This is a genomic window from Pseudocnuella soli (assembly GCF_004347775.1).
Lineage (GTDB): Bacteria > Bacteroidota > Bacteroidia > Chitinophagales > Chitinophagaceae > Flavisolibacter > Flavisolibacter aquaticus.
Window position 1 is genome coordinate 1,682,358 of the sequence record NZ_CP037755.1, and the last position, 23,134, is coordinate 1,705,491.

The following is a 23,134-nucleotide window of genomic DNA, read 5'->3' on the forward strand; positions in this document are numbered from 1 at the left end:
TTATTGGCGTTTGCTTTTGATCTTAATAATCAATAATGAATAATCAATCATCCCTTATTTCCTTACTTCAGCACCCAGCTCTTTTTCAAAACTGGTCATGATCTTTTGCATCCAGCCGTCGATCTCTTTATCGGTGAGGGTTTTTTCCTCGTCCAGAAACGTGAGGTTGATGGCCATTGATTTTTTACCGGCGCCTAGTTTGTCGCTTTCAAACACATCGAAGAGGCGCACATCCTTCAATTTGTTCAGGCGCAGTTTGCCCAATTGTGCGGTGATGGATTCGTAGGGCAGGCTTTTAGCAACTACCAGTGCCAGGTCGCGCTGCACAGCCGGGAACTTAGGCAGTTCGCGGTAAGCAGGTTTTACTTTGGCAGAAGCGGCCAGCAACGCATTCCAATCAATATCGGCAAAATAAACCGGTTGCTTGACGTCGAAGGCAGCTGCCACTTTGCGGGCCACCTGTCCCAGTTTTACCAGTTCCTTTCCATTAACCGACCCGGTAATAACAGCGTCAAAATTTTTGTCTTCTGCGTTTGCCCAATTGATGGTGAGGCCTGCCGCAGCAAACAAGGCTTCGGTTACGCCTTTGGTATAATACACATCCGATGCCGTGGCCTTGCCTTTCCAGCCCGCTTCGGTGCTGTTGCCGGTGAGGTACAGGCAGCAATGGTCAACTTCGGCGTATTTGCCCACACCGCTGGTGCTATAGGTTTTGCCCCACTCAAAAAAGCGCAGGTCGGAAGCTTTTCTATTGCTGTTAAATGCGATCACTTCAAGTGCTGTGGGCAGCATGCCGGCACGCAGCACATCCAGTTCCGAGCTCAGGTTGTTGATCATTTTCACCATCGACTCCTGCTCGCCAAAATACTTGGAGTTGGTAATTGAGTTGGTGAGTATTTCGTTGAAACCCAATCCGCTCAACATGCCCGCCCATTTCTCTTTCAGGGCATCGCCCTGGCGGTCGCTTTCCACGGCCGGCGACATACGGATCGCCTGCGGAATTTCAATATTATCCAGCCCGTCGATGCGCAACACTTCTTCCACCAGGTCGGCCTGCAGGCTTACATCGTGTTTGTGGTAAGGCACTTCCAGAAACAGCGCATCAATGTCTTCGCGCAGCAGCGTAAATCCAAGGCTTTGCAAGATGCCTTTCACGGTATCGGGGTGGTAGTTTTTACCGCTTAATTTTTTTAAATACTGGTATTTAAAAATGATTTGCTGTTTGGGTTGCGGATCGGGGTAAATGTCCACCACCTCGGATGCAATGGCGCCGCCCGCCACTTCTTTAATCAGTGCCGCGGCACGTTTCAATACATTAACCGTGTTGGAAATATCCACTCCTTTTTCAAAACGCGTAGCGGCATCGGTACGCAGCCCGTGGCGGAACGATGTTTTGCGGATGGAAATCGGATCGAACCAGGCGCTTTCCAGGAAAATGTTTTTCGTATTTTCGGTTACGCCTGAACGTAAGCCGCCAAACACACCGGCAATGCACATGCCTTCGGTGGCGTTGGAAATCATCAGGTCTTCGGCATGGAGTTTCCGCTCCCTTTCATCAAGCGTGGTAAAGGGCGTGCCTTCTGCTTCCGGTTTTACCACTACTTTTCCGCCGGTAATGGCATCGTAATCAAATGCGTGGAGCGGCTGGCCGGTTTCGTGCTGTATGTAATTGGTAATATCAACAATGTTATTAATGGGCCGCAGGCCGATGGCTTTGAGGCGCTGCTGTAGCCATTGCGGCGAGGCCTTTACCTCGATGCCGCTGAGGCACACACCGGAATAACGGCGGCATGCCTGTGCTGCTTCCACCACCACCTCAATCTTCAGGTCGTGGTTGTCGACCTTAAAGCCGGCGGCAGGAATTTTCGGGCTGACGCTTTTGCGGTCGTGGTGCGATAGGTAAGCACACACATCGCGGGCCACGCCCCAATGGCTCATGGCGTCCATTCGGTTGGGCGTAAGGCCTATTTCATAAATTATGTCGGCGTACGGTTTAAAATACTCGGCGGCAGGCTGGCCTACCGGTGCATCCTGCGGCAGCACCATAATGCCGGCATGCGAATCGCCCATCCCAATTTCGTCTTCGGCGCAGATCATGCCGTGGCTTTCCACGCCACGAATCTTGGCAACTTTCATCGTCAGCGGCTCGCCAGCAGTTGGGTAAATGGTGGTGCCAACGGTGGCCACTACTACTTTTTGGCCGGCGGCAACATTGGGTGCACCGCAAACAACCTGCAACGGCTCGGCGCCGCCCACGGCCACCTTGGTGAGGCGCAGTTTGTCGGCATTGGGGTGTTGCTCGGCTTCCAGCACTTCGCCAATAACCAGGCCTTTCAGTCCACCTTTTACTTCTTCATACGCTTCCATCGATTCCACTTCGAGGCCAATGGAAGTAAGGATGCGGGAAAGGCGATCGGGGTCAACTTTTACGGGCAAATATTCACTCAGCCAATTATAGGAAATGGTCATTGGTGCAAAATTTCTGTGGGTGGCAAAGATAACCTGCGGCGGCATAGCACGGAAATGGTTTGCATAGGTTTCCGGCCTGCGGATGTTTTCAAGTTGTTCAAAGCAAAACGGCACAAAATGCAGGTGCATTCTGTGCCGTTTAAGTGGTTGTTCCTAGTTGCTCCTGTTTATAGCTTGATCAGTTTGATGGTTGTTTTTTGGGCCCCTTGTGTTATTTCGGCCATATAAGTGCCGGGGCGGTAATTGGCACCAAAACGCTGGGCGCCTTGTGCTGCAATATTCTGCCTGCGTTCGATTACGCCACCCGAAGCATCGAGTATGCGCAGCTGGATGCCGCCCGGTTTGTTCAGGTCGAGGTTGAGGGTAAATTCGGTTGTGGTGGGGTTATTCAGCACCTGCACGGTTCCGTCAATCCCGGTAGGAGCGGGGGCCTGGCGGGTGGCTTGCAGGGGCTGGTCGTCGATGTGGTAGGCGGCAAGCAGGGAGTGCTCCGGAACAAAGGTGCCGGCAAATCCAACAAGATAAAGCCTGTTGCTTGTAATTGCACTTGCAAGAATTTCGAACGGAATGCCGATGTTTTCAATATAAAAACCCCCGTTCGCAAACTTTGGGTCCAATGTACCCACTTCGTTAAACCGGCCCACACCAAATTGGATTTTTCCGTTTAATCGAAATGTGCCGGATATCAAGATCTTACCGTTGGCCTGTACATCAACAGAAGTCACCTGGTGATAGTCAGGCCGATTGCCGGCAAATGAAAAATCCAGGTCGTAACGCTTTTTACCATTTGTACCAAAGGCTTTGTTTAGCGAACCATCACTATTAAATTGCACCATAGCGAAATCGGGACTGCTGACACTTCTGTTTTCTGCTTTCCCGGCCAGGAAAGCGCCACCGTTGGGCATTAGTTTCATAAACTGAGGTTCATCATTTCCGCCAAAGTCAAATATTTGCGTGCCTCCGTTGCCGAAAGCTTTATCAATTGAACCATCACTGTTTAGCTTGGTTACACTGAAATCGTAATCGCCACCAGAGTGCCAGGCTTTGCCACCAATCAGGATTTTTCCTGATGGCAGCACTACTGCTCCCATCACAGTAATATGTTCCTTAGTGTTGATTACCGTACCTGGTTGCCCCAAAAGCTTGCCATTGCTATCAATTAGTTTTTGCAAAAGAATTTGGTTTTTGGGCAAATTGTAAGTGGTGCCAACCATAGCAATGGTACCATCTTGCATGATGATCATCTGGTCCTTGGTTTCGGAGATAGTTTCAACGGTGCCGTCGCCGTTGAAGGATGGATCGTAATAACCAGCTGGAGTCAGGCGAATAAAAGTTGAACCTCGCCCTTCGCCATACAACAATATTCGGCCGTCGGGGTAGACTTGCATTAATTTCAGCTCCGCAGTAGGCTCGAAACCTGTGTTTACCATTCCGCCAGATCCAAAGCTATAATCGAGGGTGCCGTCCGGATAATACCGCGACACAATGATAGATGGTGCGCCATTGCGTCTGCTCCACGTTGTACCTGCAGCCAGTATCTTTCCATTGGGAAAAGTAGATACAGCCATATACTCGCCGCGTCCTCCTTTATGATAATTTGAAAATAAGTAGCTGGCATTTGCAAGAGAAAAGTCGGCGGCCCCGTCAGCCTCAAGTCTTGCGAATAGGTAAGAATCAGCCGGAAAGCCGCTGGCGTCGCGCAGTTCTTTGAGGCCTGTGAAGGCGATTTTTCCGGAAGGATATACCGCCATTGCCAAAACACGGGTATGCATTTGGTCGTATTGCAAAAATCCTGTTCCATAAAATGATGGATCCAGTTCGCCGTTAGCATTGAGGCGCCAGATGGTGGCATGTTCGGCAAACGCGCCGCCTACCATTATCTTTCCATTGGGTAAAACGATGATATCTTCTGGCAGATATCTGCGACCTGTAATCAAAGTATTGACTACGATTTGCTTTCCATCGTTGCTAAAGGAAAGGTCTAAGGAGCCATTGGATAGATAACGGGCCAGCAGCATTTCTCTTCCATCTAAATAAAGGCCGCCTAGTACGACAATTTTTCCATCGGGTTGCAAGGCAATGGCTTTCATGTTGTGGCTATCGCTGATTTTTGTTACCACAGTTCCTTCACCACCAAAGCTGCGGTCAGGTGTGCCGTCGGGTAAAAAGCGTGCAAGTTGAAACAACGGGTCCGGAGCAGGGGCAGTTGCATTGCCGCCAACTATTATGCGGCCATCGGCCTGCACTGCTGCATCGCGCAGTTGGAATTTGAACAAACTATTTTCGTAGGTAACCATGCCGCCGTTACCAAACGTCGCGTCGATTAGGCCATTTGCGGTCAGGCGTGCCAGGTAAAAATTTTCTATGCCATTTACCATGGCCGTGCCGACCAGCATTATTTTATTGTCTGCCAGCAATAGCAGTTCGTTTTCCGAAGTAAGGCTACTATATTCTAACAGGAATAAACCGTTGTCGCCAAAGGTGCGATCCAGAAATCCATCGGGACGTATCCGTACAACTGCCGCCCTTTTTGCACTTGTTGAAAAGTCTACAGTCAAACCAAAAACCAGGACAGATCCGTCGGGCTGCATTGTAGCGCCCTTCAGGCGTTCGAACGAAGCTTGCTCAGAAAATCCTGCAAAGCCGTAGTCAATATCCCGCTGCCCGTTGGCAAGATGCCGGGTGAGCAATATCCCTTCGGAAGACTCAATAGCGATCAGCGTTTTGCCATCTTGCAATGGAATAACGGTCTTACCAATAGAGGATCGACTCGTAGGAGTAAAATTGTCTGGAAACATGGTAAACATCTTTCCATTATTGCCAAAGCTGGCAACTGGCCGGCCTAGCTGGGCCATTACCATCAAGCTGGATAACAGAAAAGAAAACAGTAGTAAAAGATTTCGCATGTATATGGGTTTTGGTTAAACGCAGTCAGCAGACATTGGTTATACTAGCGTTCAAAGGGAGGGGAGGGGACAAGGTATGCACAACAAAACCTTCGGTGCTGTTACCAGTGCTACAGACAGTGTTTTTGCAATGCAAATAAAAAAATGGTGAGGCTGCAGGGCGGTTTAAGGGATCGTTGGAGCAGATGCGCTAATGTATCGGCTTTAGATTTAATCCAAAAATAAATTTATGTGTAATGTGATTGGATTCATTGTCTAAGTCACAATACATAGTTGAAGCAATCTTTTTTGTATTGATCGGTTTTAAGTCGTTTGATATTTATTCGATTACATTGAGGTAGGTGGTAGCAAAGCATAAATTCCATAGTCGTTGATCTGCTGCGTTCAGCCGTTTTGTTAAGCGTAATATTTTTCAACAACCCATTTTTTATTCAAACAGGTGCTGCCGGTTCGATGGCGAGCCGATAGGAACAACCGGTAATGCCCGAACGCAGCGAACCTTGCAGGTTTGGCCGCGACCTCGTGCCGCCTGTCATTTTATTTGTCCACAAGTTGGGCGGAGTGCTAAATTCTTTGGAATTTCGTATTTGGCAAAAACGTGAATAACCGCCGGAAAACGGTGCATAACCTGTGGGCGATTTGTGGGTTAAAGGGCGTTGCAAAATGCCCTTCCAGATGCTTGAGGCATGTATCTTAGCAGACCGTGCCAGCCGGTTCGGCCAACAGTTTGAGCCGGTACAAAAGCATCAACCGCCACCCAGCGCACCACCAGGAGTTCACCCTTTTCTGCCCGCGGGCAGGGTTATTTTATTGTGTAGTATATGGACCTGACTAACCTAAACAGAGACCGAAAGAAGAAAGGCAATAAGCCGCCGATAGACCTGAGCACCATGGTGTACGGCAAGGTGCCGCCGCAGGCAAAAGAATTGGAAGAAGCCGTGCTGGGTGCCGTGATGTTGGAAAAAGGCGCATTTGATACCGTTATCGAAATATTGAAGCCCGAATGTTTTTACGTGGATGCGCACCAGCGCATTTTCCGCGCCATGCAGGGCCTTGCCAACAAAAGCCAGCCCATCGATATTTTAACAGTGGTGGAAGAGTTGAAGTTTCGCGAAGAGCTGGAAATGGTGGGCGGTCCGTACTATGTTACGCGGCTGACCAACAGCGTGGTTTCGTCGGCCAACATTGAAGCCCATGCGCGGATTATTTTGCAAAAATTCATTCAGCGGGAACTGATCCGCATTTCCGGCGAGATCATTTCCGATGCATATGAAGACAGCACCGACGTATTTGATCTCCTCGACGCCGCTGAAAGCAAGATGTACGAGGTTACATCCAAACACTTAAAAAATAATTACGAATCGATCGATTCGGTGTTGGTAAAAACCATCCAGCGGATCGAAGACCTACGGCATCGCAACGAAGACATTACCGGTGTGCCCAGCGGTTTCCCGTCGCTGGATAAAGTAACCTACGGTTGGCAAAACACCGACTTGATCATTCTTGCGGCACGTCCTGCCGTGGGTAAAACCGCATTTGCGCTTAACCTTGCCCGTAATGCTGCACTGCATCCAACAAGGCCCACGCCGGTTGCTGTGTTTTCGCTTGAAATGGGCGCCAGCCAGTTGGTGCAAAGGATCCTTTCGGCCGAAAGCGAGATTTGGCTGGAAAAAATCAGCCGCGGTAAAATGGAAGAGCATGAAATGAAGCAGTTGTATGCAAAAGGCATTCAAAGGCTGGCACAGGCACCCATTTTTATCGATGACTCTGCGGGCTTGAACATTTTTGAATTGCGGGCAAAATGCCGCCGACTGAAAAGCATCAACAACATCGGCCTCATCATCATCGACTACCTGCAGCTGATGAGCGGCTCCAACGAACGCAACTCCAACCGCGAACAGGAAATTTCAACCATCTCCCGATCGCTTAAGGGTTTGGCAAAAGAACTACAGGTGCCGGTGATTGCCCTGTCGCAATTAAGCCGGGAAGTAGAGAAACGTAAAGACGGTAACAAGATGCCACAGCTTTCCGACCTTCGGGAATCAGGTGCCATCGAACAGGATGCCGACATGGTGTGCTTTATTTATCGCCCTGAATATTACGACGTGACGCAAAATGAAATGGGCGAAAGCAACAAAGGCGAAACCCATATTCGTATTGCCAAACACCGGAACGGTTCGCTGGAAACCATCGTGCTGCGTGCCCGCCTCGAGATCCAGCGCTTTTTCGACGACCAGGGTGGCGATGGCGGCTTTGGCGGACCAAACATGCCCGGAAGCTGGAAGCCTGTAACCGATAGCGATGGTGGCGCAGGTGCCCGCATGTTTATTCAAACCGGCAGTAAAATGAACTCGTTTGAAGACGAGGACGATCCCTTTTAACCGGTGATTTGTATGATGGAGCAATGATTTGAATGATTTATAAGAACGCCCATGCAGTTTTGCATGGGCGTTCTATTTTAAGTAAGTGATAAGACAAACGACACTTAATTTAAATGGGTAAACTTGCACCGTCGTTAACCAATCATTTTAATCTTTTCAAATCATACAAATCACCGGTTCCATGCGATTTTTCTTTGTCCCCGATATCACCGGTTCGCAAGTGGCGCTTGATGAAGATACTTCCAAGCACATCACGCAAGTGTTGCGCATGAAAGCAGGCGATGAACTGCTGCTTACCGATGGCAAGGGAACAAAAGCAAAGGCCATCATTGAAGACGACCACCGCAAACGTTGCGTAGTGCGGGTGTTGGAAAAAGAAGACGAGCCGCAACCGCAGCCACGCATCGCCATTGCAATTTCGTTGGTAAAAAATGCAGCGCGGTTTGAATGGTTTTTGGAAAAAGCAACAGAGATCGGTGTATCGGAAATCATTCCGCTGATCTGTAGCCGCACCGAAAAAGAAAAGTTTCGGTTAGATAGATTGCAAGGCATCATTACCAGTGCCCTGTTACAATCGCAGCAAAGCTGGATGCCGGTGCTGCACGAGCCCGTTGCGTTCAACCAACTGGTTGCTTCACGAACCGATGAACAAAAGTTTATTGCCCATTGCCTGCCCAACGAAAAAACAGCATTGGCCAGCGTGGCCGGCGGTCAATCTTCCATCATTCTCATTGGCCCTGAAGGCGATTTTACACCAGAAGAAATTGAAGCTACATTGGCAAGAGGCTACCAGCCGGTAGCATTAGGCGATACCCGCCTGCGCACCGAAACTGCAGGGATGGTAGCTGCCACAATTTTGCGCATTGCCAGCCCCAAATAGCGGATCGAAGTTGGCTATGGAAAAATGAGCGCATGATGGCCATTATTTTAAAAACAAAAGGTAGCCGAATCATTTAAATTCCATAACTGCTAAGTCGTTGTACTTTTTAATTGATATCTGTCCCCGCCTCCAGCTTTTGAATGGCGCCGGTTAAAAATTGTTTGTTGGTATCGTTGGGTGAAAGGGGCAGGGCCTGCCGTGCATATTTCAGTGCATTTTTATAATCGGCGGTGGCCGAGTAACCCCGGGCTAATCCAACAAGCGTGGTAAAATCATTCGGGTATTTTTTGTGGTTGGCCTGGAAAATGGCCAGCGCTTCTTTTGGTCTTTTTTGCTGCAGCAGGCCGCGGCCATATTGGTGCACTTCGGCCATGTTGGCCAGCGGGAGTTTTGCTTTTAAAATAGAATCTGCCGCAGATTGGCGTCCCAGCTTTTCGAGTATGGCGGCTTTGGTGGCCCAGGCTTGAAACATTTGTGCGCCGCCAAACGAAGGGCCGGTGGCGGAATCGGACCACAGCAAGGCTTCTGCTAAATTGGTGTTGTGCTGCAGCGCCCATTGCGCGGCCTGCTCCCAAGGCAGCCAGTAAAAGCCACGTTCGGTGCGCAGTTCCTTGCGAAACGAGGCAATCTGGTCGGCAACATAATCCACTTCCACTTTAAATGGTATGCGCAGGTTGTCCCACTCCAGTGCAATGGTGGCGCTGTTTTCGGCCTGATCATAGAATGTATAACGCAGCCACTCCACGGGTTGGGCAAGGGTTTGCGGCTTTACTTTTACCCGCAGCACATCTTCGGACTCTTGATAATAATAGCTGCCCCAGGAACCGGCATTGCTCGAAAAAATAAGCGTGGGCTGCGCAGCATCGTAGGCGATGAAAAAGCCGTATTTGCCCGCCTTTAGCGGCTGCCCTTCAATGCGTACGTCGGCCGAAAATTCGATGGTGGTGTTTTCGTTGGCGCCGGCCCGCCACGGCGCAGCTTTGGATGGGCCAAAGCCCTGGTCGATAAAACCGGTGTGCACCACGCCGCCCCATATTTTGCCGTTGCGGCCTTTTACGGCAGGCCGGTCGTAGTGAATGGTAATGTCGGTGAGACCCACCCGTTCACCGGTCCAGGCTTTTTTGTTGCCGCCACTGGGCAGCTGGGTGAGGGTGATTTGTGCAAACGCTGCCGTGTAGTAGCATAGAAATAAAACGGCAAGTAATGCAGGCTTGTGCAGCATAAAAACGGTTTTGGCGCCAATCTAATTCGGGCTGCTATTGTTTGAAACCGTTTTGCTGGACGATGGATAAATGGCGGTATGAGCGGTTGTAGCAAAGCCACGGCACCTGGCAGTAAATTACAGTAGCGATGCATGAAAATGCTGCGCAGCGTTACCGAACGTATATGTGTGCGACGCAACAGGCGCTACATAGTATTGATGCAGCCGGGTACAAAAAAATTATTCTTTAGGTTCTTTTTTGTCGTCTTCGCCCTTGGGTGGAGTGGGCGTTGGTTTGCCCTCCTTGTCGGTGGGTTCGATCTCGTTTTGCACTTCCAGTTTCTTTTGCACTTTGCGGCTGCCCAGGCGGAACACCGGGAAATTCATCGGGCTGTATTTGGGCTTTTCGTCGCCAAACAGCACACCCCATTGTTTGAGGTTGGAAGTGCGGTCGAATACAATTTTCATGACCGCAATGAGCGGCAGCGACAGGAACATGCCCGACACGCCGGCCATGGCCCCGGCCACAATAACACCAATGATGGTGATGAGGGCATTGATCTTTACTTTGGAGCCTACAATGCGCGGCATCAGGATGTTGTTGTCGAGAAACTGCACGAATGCAATGGTGCCCAGCACGGCAAAAATAGGCCACACTTCCTGCGAAGATGATAGGGTGAGCAGCACGCCAATAAGGTTGCCGATGAGTGCGCCAACATACGGAATGAGGTTGAGTATGGCAAAAATGACCCCAATAAGAATGGCGTGTTTGATGCCAATGAGCAACAGGATGCCACCCAATAAAACAGTGATGTACGTGATTTGAATGAGCAGCCCGCCGAGGTAACTTTTAATGATAACTTCTGACTCCCGCATCACTTCCTCCACCTGTTTGTGGCTTTCGGAGGGAAACCAAAGAAACACAAAACGCAGCAGCAGGTTTTTGTAATACAGCAGCAGGAAAATATAAATGGGCAGCAGGCCGATGAACACAAAAATGCCGGTAACCGACGATGCCGCTGTGCCGGCAAAACCGCCGGCCCAGTTGAGCAGTTTTTCGTTCTGCTGGTTGAGGAGCTCAACCTGCCGTGCAGTGGATACGCCGGTGAGGCCCTGCAGCCAGGTGCTCAGCGAGTTGAGGTGCAGCGTAACGTTTTTGCGGATTTGCGGAAAATCGTTTACGACCAAGGATAGTTGTGCGGAAAAAAACCAGATGAGGCCGGCCAGCACCAATACCAGCATCAGCAGGGCCAGTGAAATAGACAGCGCTTCGCCCAGTTTCCTGTTGCGCAAAAACCGGTACACCGGCAGCATCATAATGGCCAGGAAAAAGGCCATGAGCAGCGGGGTAATGATGTTTTGGCCCACGATGATGATGGACCCTAAAAAGTAAAGCCCCATGAGCTCAATGGCCCTGCGGACGGTCAGCGGCATTTTTTCCATACAAAGGTTTTGACGGCGGCACTAGGGGCATGATAAAACCGGGCCAAGCGGAATGAATGTCGAACAGACGAACAAGGAACTGATGAATGACGAAGTCGGATGATAGATGAATTATTAATTATGGATTATTAATTATTGGGGCTGCTCAATTCATAACTTATAATTCATCATTCACAATTTCTCTCTTCCTTCTGCGGTTTGTCATTCCTTGTTCCTTGTTCGTTATTCTTTCTGAACTTCTTCTGTTCGTCTGTTCCTTGTTCGTCTGTTCGACATTCCTGTCTTAAAACCAAAACTCTCTTCGTCCCATATTCCAGCGGAAGCCGGCGGAAACAATGGTGGTTTTGCGGGCAGCGCGGCCTTCGGGCTTTTCGTTGCGGATGGTGGCGCCTGCTTCCAGGAACATGTTTTGTTTCAACTCGTACGATACGTTGAACAGGGCCATGGCCACATCGGTGCGGAGGCCAGAGCCAATATTGAAACCATAGACTTTGCCATCACGGAACTGCGGCGAGTTGGGTAAAAAAATGTTGCTGCCAAACGAAGCGGCGCTGGAATCGCGGCCCTGGAAATAATACATGCCGCGGGCATTGAGTGTAAGCCGCGGAATGGGCTGGTAGCGAAGCACGCCCATCACTTCCTGGAAGTTGGCCCCAATGGGATGCGCCAGCGGCTGGTTGTAATGCGTGTAGTTGGCAATAGAGTCGTCGTGTGAATACGTAAATGGCCGAACCCTGTTGGCTTCCACCTGGAGGTCGAGGTTATTGATGCCCAGCACATCTATATATTTAGCGCCCAGTTGCCAGCCCCATTTGTTGGCCCACCAGCCGCGGTTGTCGCGGAGCTCTTTGAGTTTAAATTCATCCAATAAAAGCTGTCCGTAAAATTGAAAACGTTTGGCGGTGTTTGCTTTAAAATCAATGCCGGCCACGGCATTGTCGTTCGATCCGTTCTGCTGCTCCACCGACCGCAAAAAGATAATTGGGTTGAGGTAGGTAAAATCAAAGCGGTTGGGGCGGCCAAATACCACACCTTCAAACAACCCGATGTTGAGCCAGCGGGTAACCGCCAAATCGAGGTGGTGCATGGCCGCATATTTTTTCTTCAGCAAACGGTCGGCGCCGCGTGGCTCGGTGGCCTGCAGCTCCATGAAAATGTTCTGGTAATTAAATTTCCAAATGCGGGTATTGAGTTTGAGGAAAAGTGTGTTGTTTGAAAAGTCGCTCAAGAAAAGACTACGTTGGCCGTTGCCGATAAAATTGCGGTCGTAGCCAAAGGAGATGTCGATGTATTTGGCCGCGTTTACCGAAAAATAACCGCGGGCATCAAAGTAGTCGTAGCCCGTGCCCTTGAAGTTTTGGTAATAGCCTTGATTGGGCACGGCCTTTCTTTCGGCTACCCAGCGCTGCACATACAGCGGGTCGCGTTCCTGGTTTTCGGTGAGGTATGCGGCAAAACCCACTTTGTTGGCAATGCGGCCCCGCAGCGACAAGCCGCGGCTGTTTAGAAAAAGATGCTGGTCATTGTTCCGCTCTTTCGAAACATTGTATTGAACAATGGGATTTAAAGCCAGGTAAAAATCTTCAGTGTTTACTTCATAGAGGTTGGCCGGCGTTTTATAAAAATGTTTCCAAATGGGTTTTTTGCTTTCATAACCCGAAGGGTCACCCGAAATCCACTCCAGGTTGCCGGCCATGGCGCTGTACCAGTTGTACCGGTCGGACTCGGATTGCAGCAAATCCTCAATGCCTTCAATCTGCGGCACCACTGCTTTGCGGCTCAGCGGCCGTGTTTTCGAAAAATTAAGCACCGAGTCGGTACCGGCTTTGATTTCCAGCCGCTCCAGCAACACGTTTTCCTTAGCATGCAGGGGCAGGTAGGTTGTTTGTGCCCCTGCGGCAAAAGGAAATAAAGCAACCAAAAGTTTGAGCGCTGTTGTTTTAACTTGCATGCACCTGATTTAATTAAAAGAAAGTATGCAAAAATATCTGATCCGCAACATTCAGATCGTAAATGAAGGCAGCATCCAGGCGATGGATGTGCTGATTGCCGGCGAACGCATTGAAAAAATCGCACCATCAATAGGCAATGAAACAGGCGCCATTGAAATAAACGGCGAAGGCAAATACCTGCTGCCCGGCGCCATCGACGACCAGGTGCATTTTCGCGAACCGGGCCTCACACATAAGGCCAATATTTACACCGAATCAAAGGCTGCAGTGGCCGGCGGCGTTACTTCGTTTATGGAAATGCCCAACACCGTTCCGCCCACACTTACCCACGAACTGCTGGAACAGAAATACAGCATCGGTGCGGCTACTTCGCTGGCCAATTATTCTTTTTTTATGGGCACCTCCAATACCAATGTGGATGAAGTATTGCGGGTAAACGACCGTAAAAAGGACATCTGCGGCGTAAAGATTTTTATGGGTTCTTCAACCGGCAACCTGCTGGTGGATAATTATCTCACTATCGACCGCATTTTTCGCGACAGCGAAGTGCTGATCGCCACGCATTGCGAGGAAGAAAGCATCATCAAAACCAACCTGGAAAAAAGGAAAGCCGAGAAGCCTGTGCTGGAGCCATCCGACCATCCCATCATCCGCGACGAGGAGGCCTGTTTTGAGTCTTCGTTCAAAGCGGTGCAACTGGCCAAACGCCACGGCACCAGGCTGCATATTTTGCATATTTCAACGGAAAGAGAACTGCAGTTGTTTACCAACATGCTGCCGCTGAAAGACAAACGCATCACTGCCGAAGTGTGTGTGCACCACCTGCATTTTACCGCTGATGATTATGCCCGTTTAGGTAACAAAATCAAATGTAACCCGGCCATCAAAGCACCGCACAACCGCGAGGCGCTGTGGGCTGCGCTGCTCGACGACCGCCTGGATATTATTGCCACCGACCATGCGCCGCATACTTGGGAAGAGAAAGACGAGCCTTACGAAAAAGCCCATGCCGGGCTGCCGCTCGTGCAACATTCCATGCTGCTGATGCTGGATTATTACCAACAGGGAAAAATCAGCCTCGAAACCATTGCCCGCAAAATGAGCCATGCCGTAGCCGATTGTTTTGACATAAAAGATCGTGGCTATATCCGCGAAGGATATTTTGCCGACCTCGTGATTGTGGACCTCGATCAATCGACCACGGTTGACAAGGCCAACATCCATTACAAATGCGGCTGGAGCCCGCTGGAAGGCACTACACTCCGCGCCGCCATCAGCCATACGTTTGTAAGTGGACATTTGGTTTATGAAAAAGGGGGCTTTAATGAATCTATAAAGGGAAAACGATTAACTTTTGACAGGTAAAGTTGTTCATGGTCGGTAGTCCATGAACCATTGACATTGAACTACGGACCCCATTTATGCAGATTGATAAAATAACATTCAACGATATTTCCATCTTCCACAGCGAGGAGGAGTATTCAATTTTTAGCAAGCTCAATTTTACCCGCACCATTGGTGGCAAAGAGTGGCTGCGCCGTTTTTTTTCGGAGCCGCACAGCGATCTGAAAAAGATCCGCGGTACGCAAAACATTATCAAAACGCTGATGGCGCATATCGACGAATGGCCATCGGAAATAACCAATGGTACCCTCCTGGTGATGGACAAGTTTTTGGATTACCGGCTCGATCCGGGGCCGGCCAGTCCAAACCCGATCACGGCGCTATCGTACCGGCTGGTGCATAGCGCCGACTATTCGATGATGAAGTATTCCATCCGGCATTTTGCGGATTTTTTCCGCGGCATGAAGAAGCTGGAGGTGTTGCTTTCCGCAGTAGACTTGCCTGCGCAGGTGGGTTTTTTAATGGAGCGGGTAAAAAAGACGCTGAACATCGAGCCGCTGGCCATACTGGCCGATGCGCCGGAAGGCACCAAGTTTACCCTCACCGATAACCTGTATTTTTCGCACCATACGCGTTGGGTTTATAAGTCGGACATACTGGAGCTGATGGATATTTACGGCCGCCTCGATGCCTGGTATTCCATGGCATTTGCGGTAAAAAAATACAACCTGCAGTTTCCGCAATTCATTGAATCGGACAAGCCGTTTATTGAAGCCCGCGGACTGTACCATGTACTGTTGCAGGAGCCCGTGGCATACGACCTGGTTCTGGACCAGGAGCGGCATTTTCTTTTTTTAACCGGCGCCAATATGGCGGGCAAAAGCACCCTAATCAGGGCGGCGGGTTCGTCGGTTTTTCTGGCCCACCTGGGCATGGGTGTGCCGGCCGCCAGCATGAGGCTGACGCTGTTCGACGGCATCCTTTCGAACATCAATGTGGCCGACAACATTGCCAAAGGCGAAAGCTATTTTTTTAACGAAGTGCAGCGCATCAAAACCACCATCAACAAAATAAACGACGGCAAAAAATGGCTGGTGCTGATTGATGAATTGTTTAAAGGCACCAACGTGCAGGATGCCATGAAATGCTCGCTGGCCGTGATCAACGGGCTCATCAAAATCAACAATTCGCTGTTCATTTTGAGCACGCATTTGTACGAAATAGGCGAGGAGTTGAAAAGCTATTCATCTATTTCATTTAAATACTTTGAAACCGAAGTGCACGACGACCAGTTGTCGTTTAGCTATCAATTAAAAGATGGCATTTCCAACGACCGGATTGGTTATGTAATTCTGCGCCGCGAGAAAGTAGTGGAGTTGCTGGAGCAGTTGTAAAACGAAGCGGCAAATAGGTTTGCAGTGGCACTGTGGCAATTAGAACCATTGCGCTAATTTTACCGGTTGACGCTACCACCAAATGAAACAAGCTGCGCTTTTTTTCTTTCTATTTCTGCCTCTTTTTTTGCTGGCCCAAATCCCCGATGTACAGCATTACCGCTTTGCTTTGGAACTTTCCGATGCATCGGACACCATCCGCGGACAAGCAGTGGTGCGGTACCAGTTGCTACGACCTTCTGCTACCGTAAACCTGCATTTGCAAAGTGTTCGCAACGGTCGCGGGATGAAGGTTTCGTCGGTGCAGCAAGAAGGAAAGCCGGTTGCTTTTAAACACAGCGGCGATGTGTTGCAGGTAAATTTCGAACAGGCGCAGCCCGCGCAGGTGGCGGCCGAAATTTCCATCACCTACGCCGGCATTCCGGCCGATGGTTTGATCATTTCCAAAAACAAATACGGCGACCGCACTTTTTTTTCCGACAACTGGCCCAACCGGGCAAGGCAATGGGTGCCTTGCAACGACCAGCCCAATGACAAGGCTTCTGTTGAATTTATTGTAACGGCGCCGGTGCAATACCAGGTCATTTCCAACGGCATTTTAGTAGAAGAAACATCTGTTTCGGCCACGCTTAAAAAACATCATTGGAAAGAATCCGTTGCCATACCCACCAAGGTGATGGTAATAGGTGCGGCCCGCATGGCCACGGCTTTGCTCGATTCGGCAGTAGGCGTGCCCGTTAGTGCATGGGTGTACCCGCAAGACCGTGACAAGGGCTTTCACGATTACGCCATCACCGGCCGCATGCTACAGTTTTTTACCGATTACGTTGGGCCATATGGTTTTGAAAAACTGGCCAATGTGCAATCAAAAACTGAGTTTGGCGGTATGGAAAATGCCAGCGCCATTTTTTATGCTGAAACATCGGTTACCGGCGACCGCCGCAATGAAGACCTGATGGCGCATGAAGTGGCGCACCAGTGGTTTGGCAATATGGCCACTGAAAAAAGCTTTGCACATTTGTGGCTGTCTGAAGGTTTTGCTACTTACCTCACCAATATTTACCTGGAGCATCAATATGGTGTAAAAAAACTGCAGGACCGGCTGCGCACCGACCGCGAGGAGGTTATTCAGTTTGCCCGGCAAACAAGCCGCCCGGTGGTGGATGCAACTGATAATTTAATGTCGCTGCTCAATGCAAACTCGTACCAGAAAGGTGGGTGGGTGCTGCACTTGCTACGCCGTAAAGTGGGCGATGCCGTGTTCCAGAAAATACTGCAAACCTATTATGCGCAATACCGCGGCGGCAACGCCGATACCGAAGACTTTCGCAAAGTAGCCGAGGAAGTTAGTGGCGCATCGCTTGCCGATTTTTTCCAGCAATGGTTGTACAATCCCGGTGTGCCCAAAATTGAAGTTCGATGGAAACACAGCCGGGGCGCCGTGCAATTGGTGATACAGCAAACAGGCGAAAATCTTTTTGATTTTCCACTGGAAATTGCCCTAGTCAACAGCGCTGGGAAGCAGGAGTTGCACACGCTGCGCATCAATAAAATCAGGGACAACTTCTCATTGCCAACCGCCACAAAGCCAACCGTTTTACTCCTGGATCCAAATGTGAATATGCTGTTTGATGGGAGTGTGCGGGAAGAGCGGTAGTTGGTAGTTGGTAGTTGGTAGTTGGTAGTTGAACTTTTTAAGATAGGTTATAAAAACAAAACAGGCCCGGATTGATTCCAGGCCTGTTTTTATGTTTTAGGACAGTGAAAATTCTACTGTCAACTATCATCTACCAACTGTCAACTCCTCCCGTTACACTAGCATCGTCACCGGGTTTTCCAGGAAGCGCTTGAAGGTTTGCAGGAAGGCGGCACCAACCGCGCCATCTACGGTGCGGTGATCGGCGCTGAGGGTTACTTTCATCACGTTGCTGAAACCAAATCCGTCGCCTTTGCGCACCACAATTTCCTTGATGCGGCCCACGGCCATGATGGCGCTATCGGGCGGGTTGATGATGGCGGTAAATTCTTCAATGTCCATCATGCCCAGGTTGGAGATAGTAAAGGTGTTGCCGGTAAATTCGGCCGGCTGCAGCTTTTTGTTCTTGGCTTTGCCGGCCAGCTCTTTGGTTTCGGCGGCAATAGCGCTCAGCGGCTTCTGGTCGGCATGGCGCACCACTGGTACAATCAAACCATCTTCAATGGCCACGGCCACACCAATATGAATGTGCTGGTACTGGCGGATAAATTCGCCCATCCAGGTTGCATTTACCGCAGGGTGCTTGCGCAGGGCCATTGCGGCGGCTTTCACCACCATATCGTTGAAGGAAATTTTCACTGCACTGATCTCGTTCATCTGCGTGCGGGCTTCCATTGCCTTGTCCATGTTTATTTCCATGGTCAGGTAGAAGTGCGGCGCGGTAAACTTGCTTTCGCCCAAGCGCTTGGCAATCACCTTGCGCATTTGGGACAGGGTATGGTCGGTATAACCTTCCTGGCCGGCAATTACGGGCTGAGCCTGTGCTTGCGGTGCAGCTGCTGGCGCTTGTGTGGCAGCCTGTTGCGTAGCCGGTTGTGCCTGTGGTTTAAAGTTATTGATGTCGTTTTTGGTAATGCGTCCGCTATCGCCGCTGCCCTGTACCTGTTTCAAGTCAATGCCTTTTTCGGCAGCCAGTTTTTTAGCCAGCGGCGATGCTTTAATGCGGCCACCGTCGGATGATGCATCTGGCTGTTCTGCAGCAGCAGCTTCGGGTTGGCCTGCTGGTGCTGCTTCGGGCTGTGCAGGGGCGGTGCCGCTTGTAGGTGCGCCACCTTTCGATGCCGCAACAATACCATCAACATCTACTTTTCCTTCTTCGCCGATAATGCAAAGGAGGTCGTTTACGGCAATTTTTTGTCCTTTTTCGGCACCCTGAAACAGGAGCTTACCGTTTTTATAGCTTTCCAGCTCCATGGTGGCCTTATCGGTTTCGATCTCGGCCAGCAGGTCGCCTTTTTTTACGTCGTCGCCAACTTTTTTGTGCCAGGCAGCAATCACGCCTTCGGTCATCGTATCGCTCAAGCGGGGCATCAGCACCACTTCTTCCATTTTCGACAAATCCATTGCCGGGGCCTGTGCGGCCGGCGCTGGTGCAGTAGCCTGTGCTTGAGGTGCAGCGGCTGGGGCCGGAGCGGCTTCGGCTGCAGGAGCGGCTTGCGGGGCAGCAGCGCCGCCGTTCAAGTGCTGCGAAATATCTTCGCCTGCCTGGCCGATGATGGCCAACAGGTCATTTACCTGAAGTTTGCTGCCCTTGTCGGCACCTGTGTGCAGCAACACGCCATCCTTATAGCTTTCCAGTTCCATGGTAGCTTTATCGGTTTCTATTTCTGCCAGCAGGTCGCCTTTTTTCACAGGGTCGCCTACTTTTTTATGCCATGCTGCAATCACGCCTTCGGTCATCGTATCGCTCAGGCGGGGCATTAAAATCACTTCAGCCATTGGTAAATATTTATGTAATAATGCGCAGTAAAATGCGGCGTGAAATTAAGCCAAAACAGTTTAAAGCCGCCAGATGATTTTTTCGGATGTAAAGTTCACGAGTTCACTAGTTCACAGGTTCACAAGTTGTATTAGAGTATCATATAACACGTGAACTCGTGTACCTGTGAACTTGCCAACGTTCGCTACAAGTCCAGGTCCAGCCGCAGGCGTTCGCGCAGTTCCTTTACCAGTGGGTATTGTTCAATCATTTTCTGGTATTGCTGTTTGGATGAAAGCGGCAGGTCGGAAAGGTCCGCAGGCTCGTCGGACTCGATGAGCGCCACCGCAAACTGCAGGTGCCGGTTGTGCAGTTCTTTTTGCAAAAAGCCGCAGGCACGGTTGCGTTCCAGTTCCAGAAACTTCTGCTGCAGGTTGTTGGTAGCAGTGGCTTCAAAACTGTTTTCGTCTTTGATAATGAGCTGCGCCAGTTTAAAGCTTTGCGCCGCCGGGTTTTTTTCGCCTTCCAGTATGGCAATGAATTGATCCCAGCCGGTTTGCAAGCGGCCTTGTTCCAGCGGCACATGCACGGCTTCCGTTTGGCTGCCGGTGGTTTGTTCTATTTTTTGGCGCAGCGCCGCCAGCGATCCCAATTTGGGTTTGGCAGTCGCGGTGGTAGCTGTGTTTGCAGTGGCCACAGGCGTTGGTTCGGGCCGTGGTTGTGGCGGCGGTGCAACGGGTTTTGCCGCAGGCGGTGCTGTTTCAATGACGAGCATAGCACCTGCTGCCACAGGTGGCGGCGGAGTTGGTGGTGCCGGTTTGCTTGCGGGCGGTGTGGTGCCGCTTACCGACCGGGCAACGATTGGATTGATGTTTTTAAAAGCTACGGGCCTGGCGTCAGCTGTTTTTTTTTTATCCAGCCCACCCTCCGTGGCCGACAATTCCAATGCCTGTTGCAGGTAGCAAAGTTTGATCAGTGCCAGTTCTACATGTAGTCGTTTGTTGCGGGCGGTTTTGTAACCAATCTCTGCTTCGGCCAGCAGGTTGAGGGCGCTAATGAGGTAGCCGGCCGAGGTGCGGCGGGCCATATCGCGGTAGCGCTGGCGGAAGCTGTCCACAACTTCCAGCAAACCAGCTACGCGGTCGTCTTTGCAAATAAGCAGGTTGCGGATGGTTTCGGCAAAGCCGTTGAGCACCGCATCGCCTTCAAAGCCTTTTTTATTGATGTCGTCGTACAGCAGCAGCGCACCGGCCAGGTCCTGGCCCAGCATGCAATCCATCAGCCGGAAATAATAATCAGCGTCGAGGATGTTGAGGTGCTCAATGGTATTGTCGTAGGTAACCTGGCCGTTGGTAAACGAAACGATCTTATCCAAAATGCTCAGGGCATCACGCATGCAGCCTTCGCTTTTTTGCGCAATCATTTGCAGCGCCGCTTCGTCGGTAGCAAATTCTTCCTTGATGCCGATGCCTTGCAAGTGGTCCACCGTATCCTGCAGTGTAATGCGTTTGAAATCGAAGATCTGGCACCGGCTCAAAATGGTCGGCAGGATCTTATGTTTTTCGGTAGTAGCCAAAATAAAAATGGCGTAGGGGGGCGGCTCTTCCAGCGTTTTCAAAAACGCATTGAACGCAGCCGACGATAGCATGTGCACCTCATCGATGATGTACACTTTGTATTTGCCCGCCTGCGGCGCAAAACGGACCTGCTCTACCAATGCACGGATGTCTTCCACCGAGTTGTTGGAGGCGGCATCGAGTTCGTGAATGTTGAGCGATGTGCCTTCGTTGAAGGATCGGCAGGAGTGGCACTCATTGCAGGCTTCGCCATCGGGTTGCTGCGCCTCGCAGTTGATGGTTTTGGCCAGGATGCGGGCACAGGTGGTTTTGCCCACGCCCCGCGGACCGCAAAACAAAAAAGCATGCGCCAGGTGACCCGTGCGGATGGCATTTTTGAGGGTGGTGGTGATATGTTGCTGGCCCACCACCGTGTCGAAGGTTTGGGGCCTGTATTTACGTGCCGAAACAATAAATTTTTCCATAGTGCTTGCTGAAGGCGAAGGTAAGAGAGAAGTCGGGAAAGTCGGAAAAGACAGGAAAGACGGGAAAGAAAGTTGCGGTGATAAGACGTGTCCTTTTTAAATCATTCTGTTTGAGAATAAAGGAAGACTTTGCGCCTGGAGTGTGTCATGCCGAACTTGTTTCGGCATCTCCTGCACAATGTAGCATCATTAAAACCTGAAGGTTTTTCAGACATGCCATTAATAGTATTTTGAAGGAGATGCCGAAACAAGTTCGGCATGACAGTTCCCGAGAATGAAGTTTTCTCCAGCCGAATCAGTTTAAAAGGAAAAAGGAGAACGTTCCAATTCCTCCTTGTAAAAGCATTTGCCAAATACAGCCACACCTTTTCCGACTTTACTGTCTTTACTGACTTTTCGGTCTTTCCCCTAATTCAAAACCGGGTGCCGCTTAAACTCCTTCGTCCGGTCGAAATTGTAGCGGTAGGTAACCAGCCTGCGGGTAATGTTGGTTTCGCCGAGGCTTTGGGCAATGTTCACCATTTTCGGGTTGAAGTCGCCGATCCATTGCATCTCGTACTCCTCGTAATGCACGTTGGGTTGCTGCACCACTTTTGCCGCTTCGCCAATCATGTAAGCATCCACGCCTTTTCCCTGAAACTCGGGCACCACGCCAAACGCCAGCCCGGTAAACTTTTTAGCCGGCTTTGTTTTTTTGATCCACAAAAATTTCAGTTTGTGCCACAGGTCAAACTTGCCGTGCAAGTGCTTGAACCACTGGTTCAGGTCGGGCAGGTTGATGAACATCGAAATCGGTTCGCCTTTATAGTAGGTAAACCAAACCAGGCGTTCGTCCATTACCGGCGCCATTTTTTTGAACATCAGTTTTACCTGTTCCAACTTCATCGTTTTCATGCCGCCATGGCCCGCCCACGCTGCGTTGTACACGGTGGTAAAATCCTGCGCAAACTTGTCGAGGCTATTTTTACGAATGTGCTGCGATGAAAAATCGGGGTCAGCGGCAAGGGCAGCGTGGCGCTCAAACATCTTGTTTTTGAGCTTGCTTTTGGGGTCCATGCCCAGGCAAATCTGGTTGAAAAAAGGCTGGAAACCGTATTGCTCAAACAGTTGCTGGTAGTAGGGTGGGTTGTAGTTCATGCCATAGAGCGGCTCCTGGAAACCTTCCACCACCAGGCCCCAAAAGCGGTCGCGTTCGCCAAAGTTGATGGGGCCGTCCATGGCCGTCATGCCTTCCGCTTCCAGCCATTGTTTGGCAGTGTCAAAAAGCAACTTGGCCGCTTCACCATTGTTGATGCAATCGAAAAAGCCCACGCCGCCAACCGGTCCGTCGTCGCCTTTTGAGCGGTATTTTTTATTAATGAATGCCGCAATGCGCCCTATATACTGGCCGCTATCGTCTTTCAGCAGCCAACGCCTGGCGGTGCCAAAACGAAAGGCCTTGTTTTTTGACGGGTCAAAAGTTTCCACGATGTCCTTGTCCAGCGGCTGAATATATTGCGGGTTGTCCTTGTTTACCCAAACATTTAATGCCAGAAAAGCCTTTTCCAATGCGGGGCCCGTAACCTCCACCAATTGCATCATACCAAAATTGTTGAAGCGCAAATATAGCCGGAAGGGGAGGAATGAGCGGGCCGGCATTTGGCAAAACAAAAAGACAGGAAAGGCAGT

Annotated in this window: 13 protein-coding genes; 5 read left to right on the plus strand and 8 right to left on the minus strand. The window is 50.4% G+C overall.

What is annotated here, in order from left to right; all coding sequences use genetic code 11:
* Window positions 1-54: 54 nt before the first annotated feature.
* Window positions 55-2,598 carry a phenylalanine--tRNA ligase subunit beta gene (pheT, locus tag EPD17_RS07100; protein WP_240040768.1) on the minus strand — a complete coding sequence of 848 codons (2,544 nt, stop codon included), beginning with the start codon at window positions 2,596-2,598 and terminating at the stop codon, window positions 55-57.
* Window positions 2,599-2,636: 38 nt separating this feature from the next.
* Entirely contained in the window at window positions 2,637-5,375 is a 2,739-nt protein-coding gene (locus EPD17_RS07105) for a T9SS type A sorting domain-containing protein (protein ID WP_132052957.1), read from the minus strand.
* 821 nt (window positions 5,376-6,196) lie between these two features.
* Between EPD17_RS07105 and dnaB the strand changes: the two genes are divergently transcribed.
* Window positions 6,197-7,756, plus strand: coding sequence for a replicative DNA helicase (gene dnaB / locus EPD17_RS07110; protein WP_114235894.1), 1,560 nt, complete (start codon window positions 6,197-6,199; stop codon window positions 7,754-7,756).
* A 181-nt stretch (window positions 7,757-7,937) separates the two neighbouring features.
* The gene (locus tag EPD17_RS07115; RefSeq protein ID WP_132052959.1) at window positions 7,938-8,636 is read left to right on the plus strand and encodes an RsmE family RNA methyltransferase; all 699 of its coding nucleotides are present in this window, start codon (window positions 7,938-7,940) and stop codon (window positions 8,634-8,636) included.
* Between the two features lie 106 nt (window positions 8,637-8,742).
* Here EPD17_RS07115 and EPD17_RS07120 read toward each other — a convergent pair whose 3' ends face one another.
* From EPD17_RS07120 to EPD17_RS07130, 3 genes are all read right to left on the minus strand, one after another.
* Entirely contained in the window at window positions 8,743-9,858 is a 1,116-nt protein-coding gene (locus EPD17_RS07120; RefSeq protein ID WP_132052961.1) for a DUF2911 domain-containing protein, read from the minus strand.
* A gap of 219 nt (window positions 9,859-10,077) precedes the next feature.
* On the minus strand, window positions 10,078-11,280 hold the full coding sequence (locus EPD17_RS07125; RefSeq protein ID WP_132052963.1) for an AI-2E family transporter: 1,203 nt from the start codon (window positions 11,278-11,280) through the stop codon (window positions 10,078-10,080).
* Window positions 11,281-11,563: 283 nt separating this feature from the next.
* Entirely contained in the window at window positions 11,564-13,231 is a 1,668-nt protein-coding gene (locus tag EPD17_RS07130; protein WP_132052965.1) for a hypothetical protein, read from the minus strand.
* Window positions 13,232-13,256: 25 nt separating this feature from the next.
* Here EPD17_RS07130 and EPD17_RS07135 point away from each other — a divergent pair, with 25 nt between their 5' ends.
* From EPD17_RS07135 to EPD17_RS07145, 3 genes are all read left to right on the plus strand, one after another.
* Window positions 13,257-14,597 carry a dihydroorotase gene (locus EPD17_RS07135; protein WP_132052967.1) on the plus strand — a complete coding sequence of 447 codons (1,341 nt, stop codon included), beginning with the start codon at window positions 13,257-13,259 and terminating at the stop codon, window positions 14,595-14,597.
* Between the two features lie 56 nt (window positions 14,598-14,653).
* On the plus strand, window positions 14,654-15,970 hold the full coding sequence (locus EPD17_RS07140) for a MutS-related protein (protein ID WP_132052969.1): 1,317 nt from the start codon (window positions 14,654-14,656) through the stop codon (window positions 15,968-15,970).
* Between the two features lie 82 nt (window positions 15,971-16,052).
* Complete coding sequence (locus EPD17_RS07145; RefSeq protein ID WP_132052971.1) at window positions 16,053-17,627, plus strand: M1 family metallopeptidase; 1,575 nt, start codon at window positions 16,053-16,055, stop codon at window positions 17,625-17,627.
* A 153-nt stretch (window positions 17,628-17,780) separates the two neighbouring features.
* On the opposite strand, the gene EPD17_RS07150 is transcribed toward EPD17_RS07145, so the two are convergent.
* The 3 genes from EPD17_RS07150 to EPD17_RS07160 all read right to left on the minus strand — a co-directional run bounded on the left by EPD17_RS07150 (window position 17,781) and on the right by EPD17_RS07160 (window position 23,047).
* Window positions 17,781-19,445 (minus strand): pyruvate dehydrogenase complex dihydrolipoamide acetyltransferase, encoded by a 1,665-nt coding sequence (locus EPD17_RS07150; protein WP_132052973.1) that lies wholly within the window; start codon window positions 19,443-19,445, stop codon window positions 17,781-17,783.
* 185 nt (window positions 19,446-19,630) lie between these two features.
* A complete protein-coding gene (locus EPD17_RS07155; RefSeq protein WP_132052975.1) occupies window positions 19,631-21,466 on the minus strand; it encodes a DNA polymerase III subunit gamma/tau in 1,836 nt (611 codons plus the stop codon).
* A 408-nt stretch (window positions 21,467-21,874) separates the two neighbouring features.
* Window positions 21,875-23,047 carry a hypothetical protein gene (locus tag EPD17_RS07160; RefSeq protein ID WP_240040769.1) on the minus strand — a complete coding sequence of 391 codons (1,173 nt, stop codon included), beginning with the start codon at window positions 23,045-23,047 and terminating at the stop codon, window positions 21,875-21,877.
* Between the last annotated feature and the right edge of the window lie 87 nt (window positions 23,048-23,134).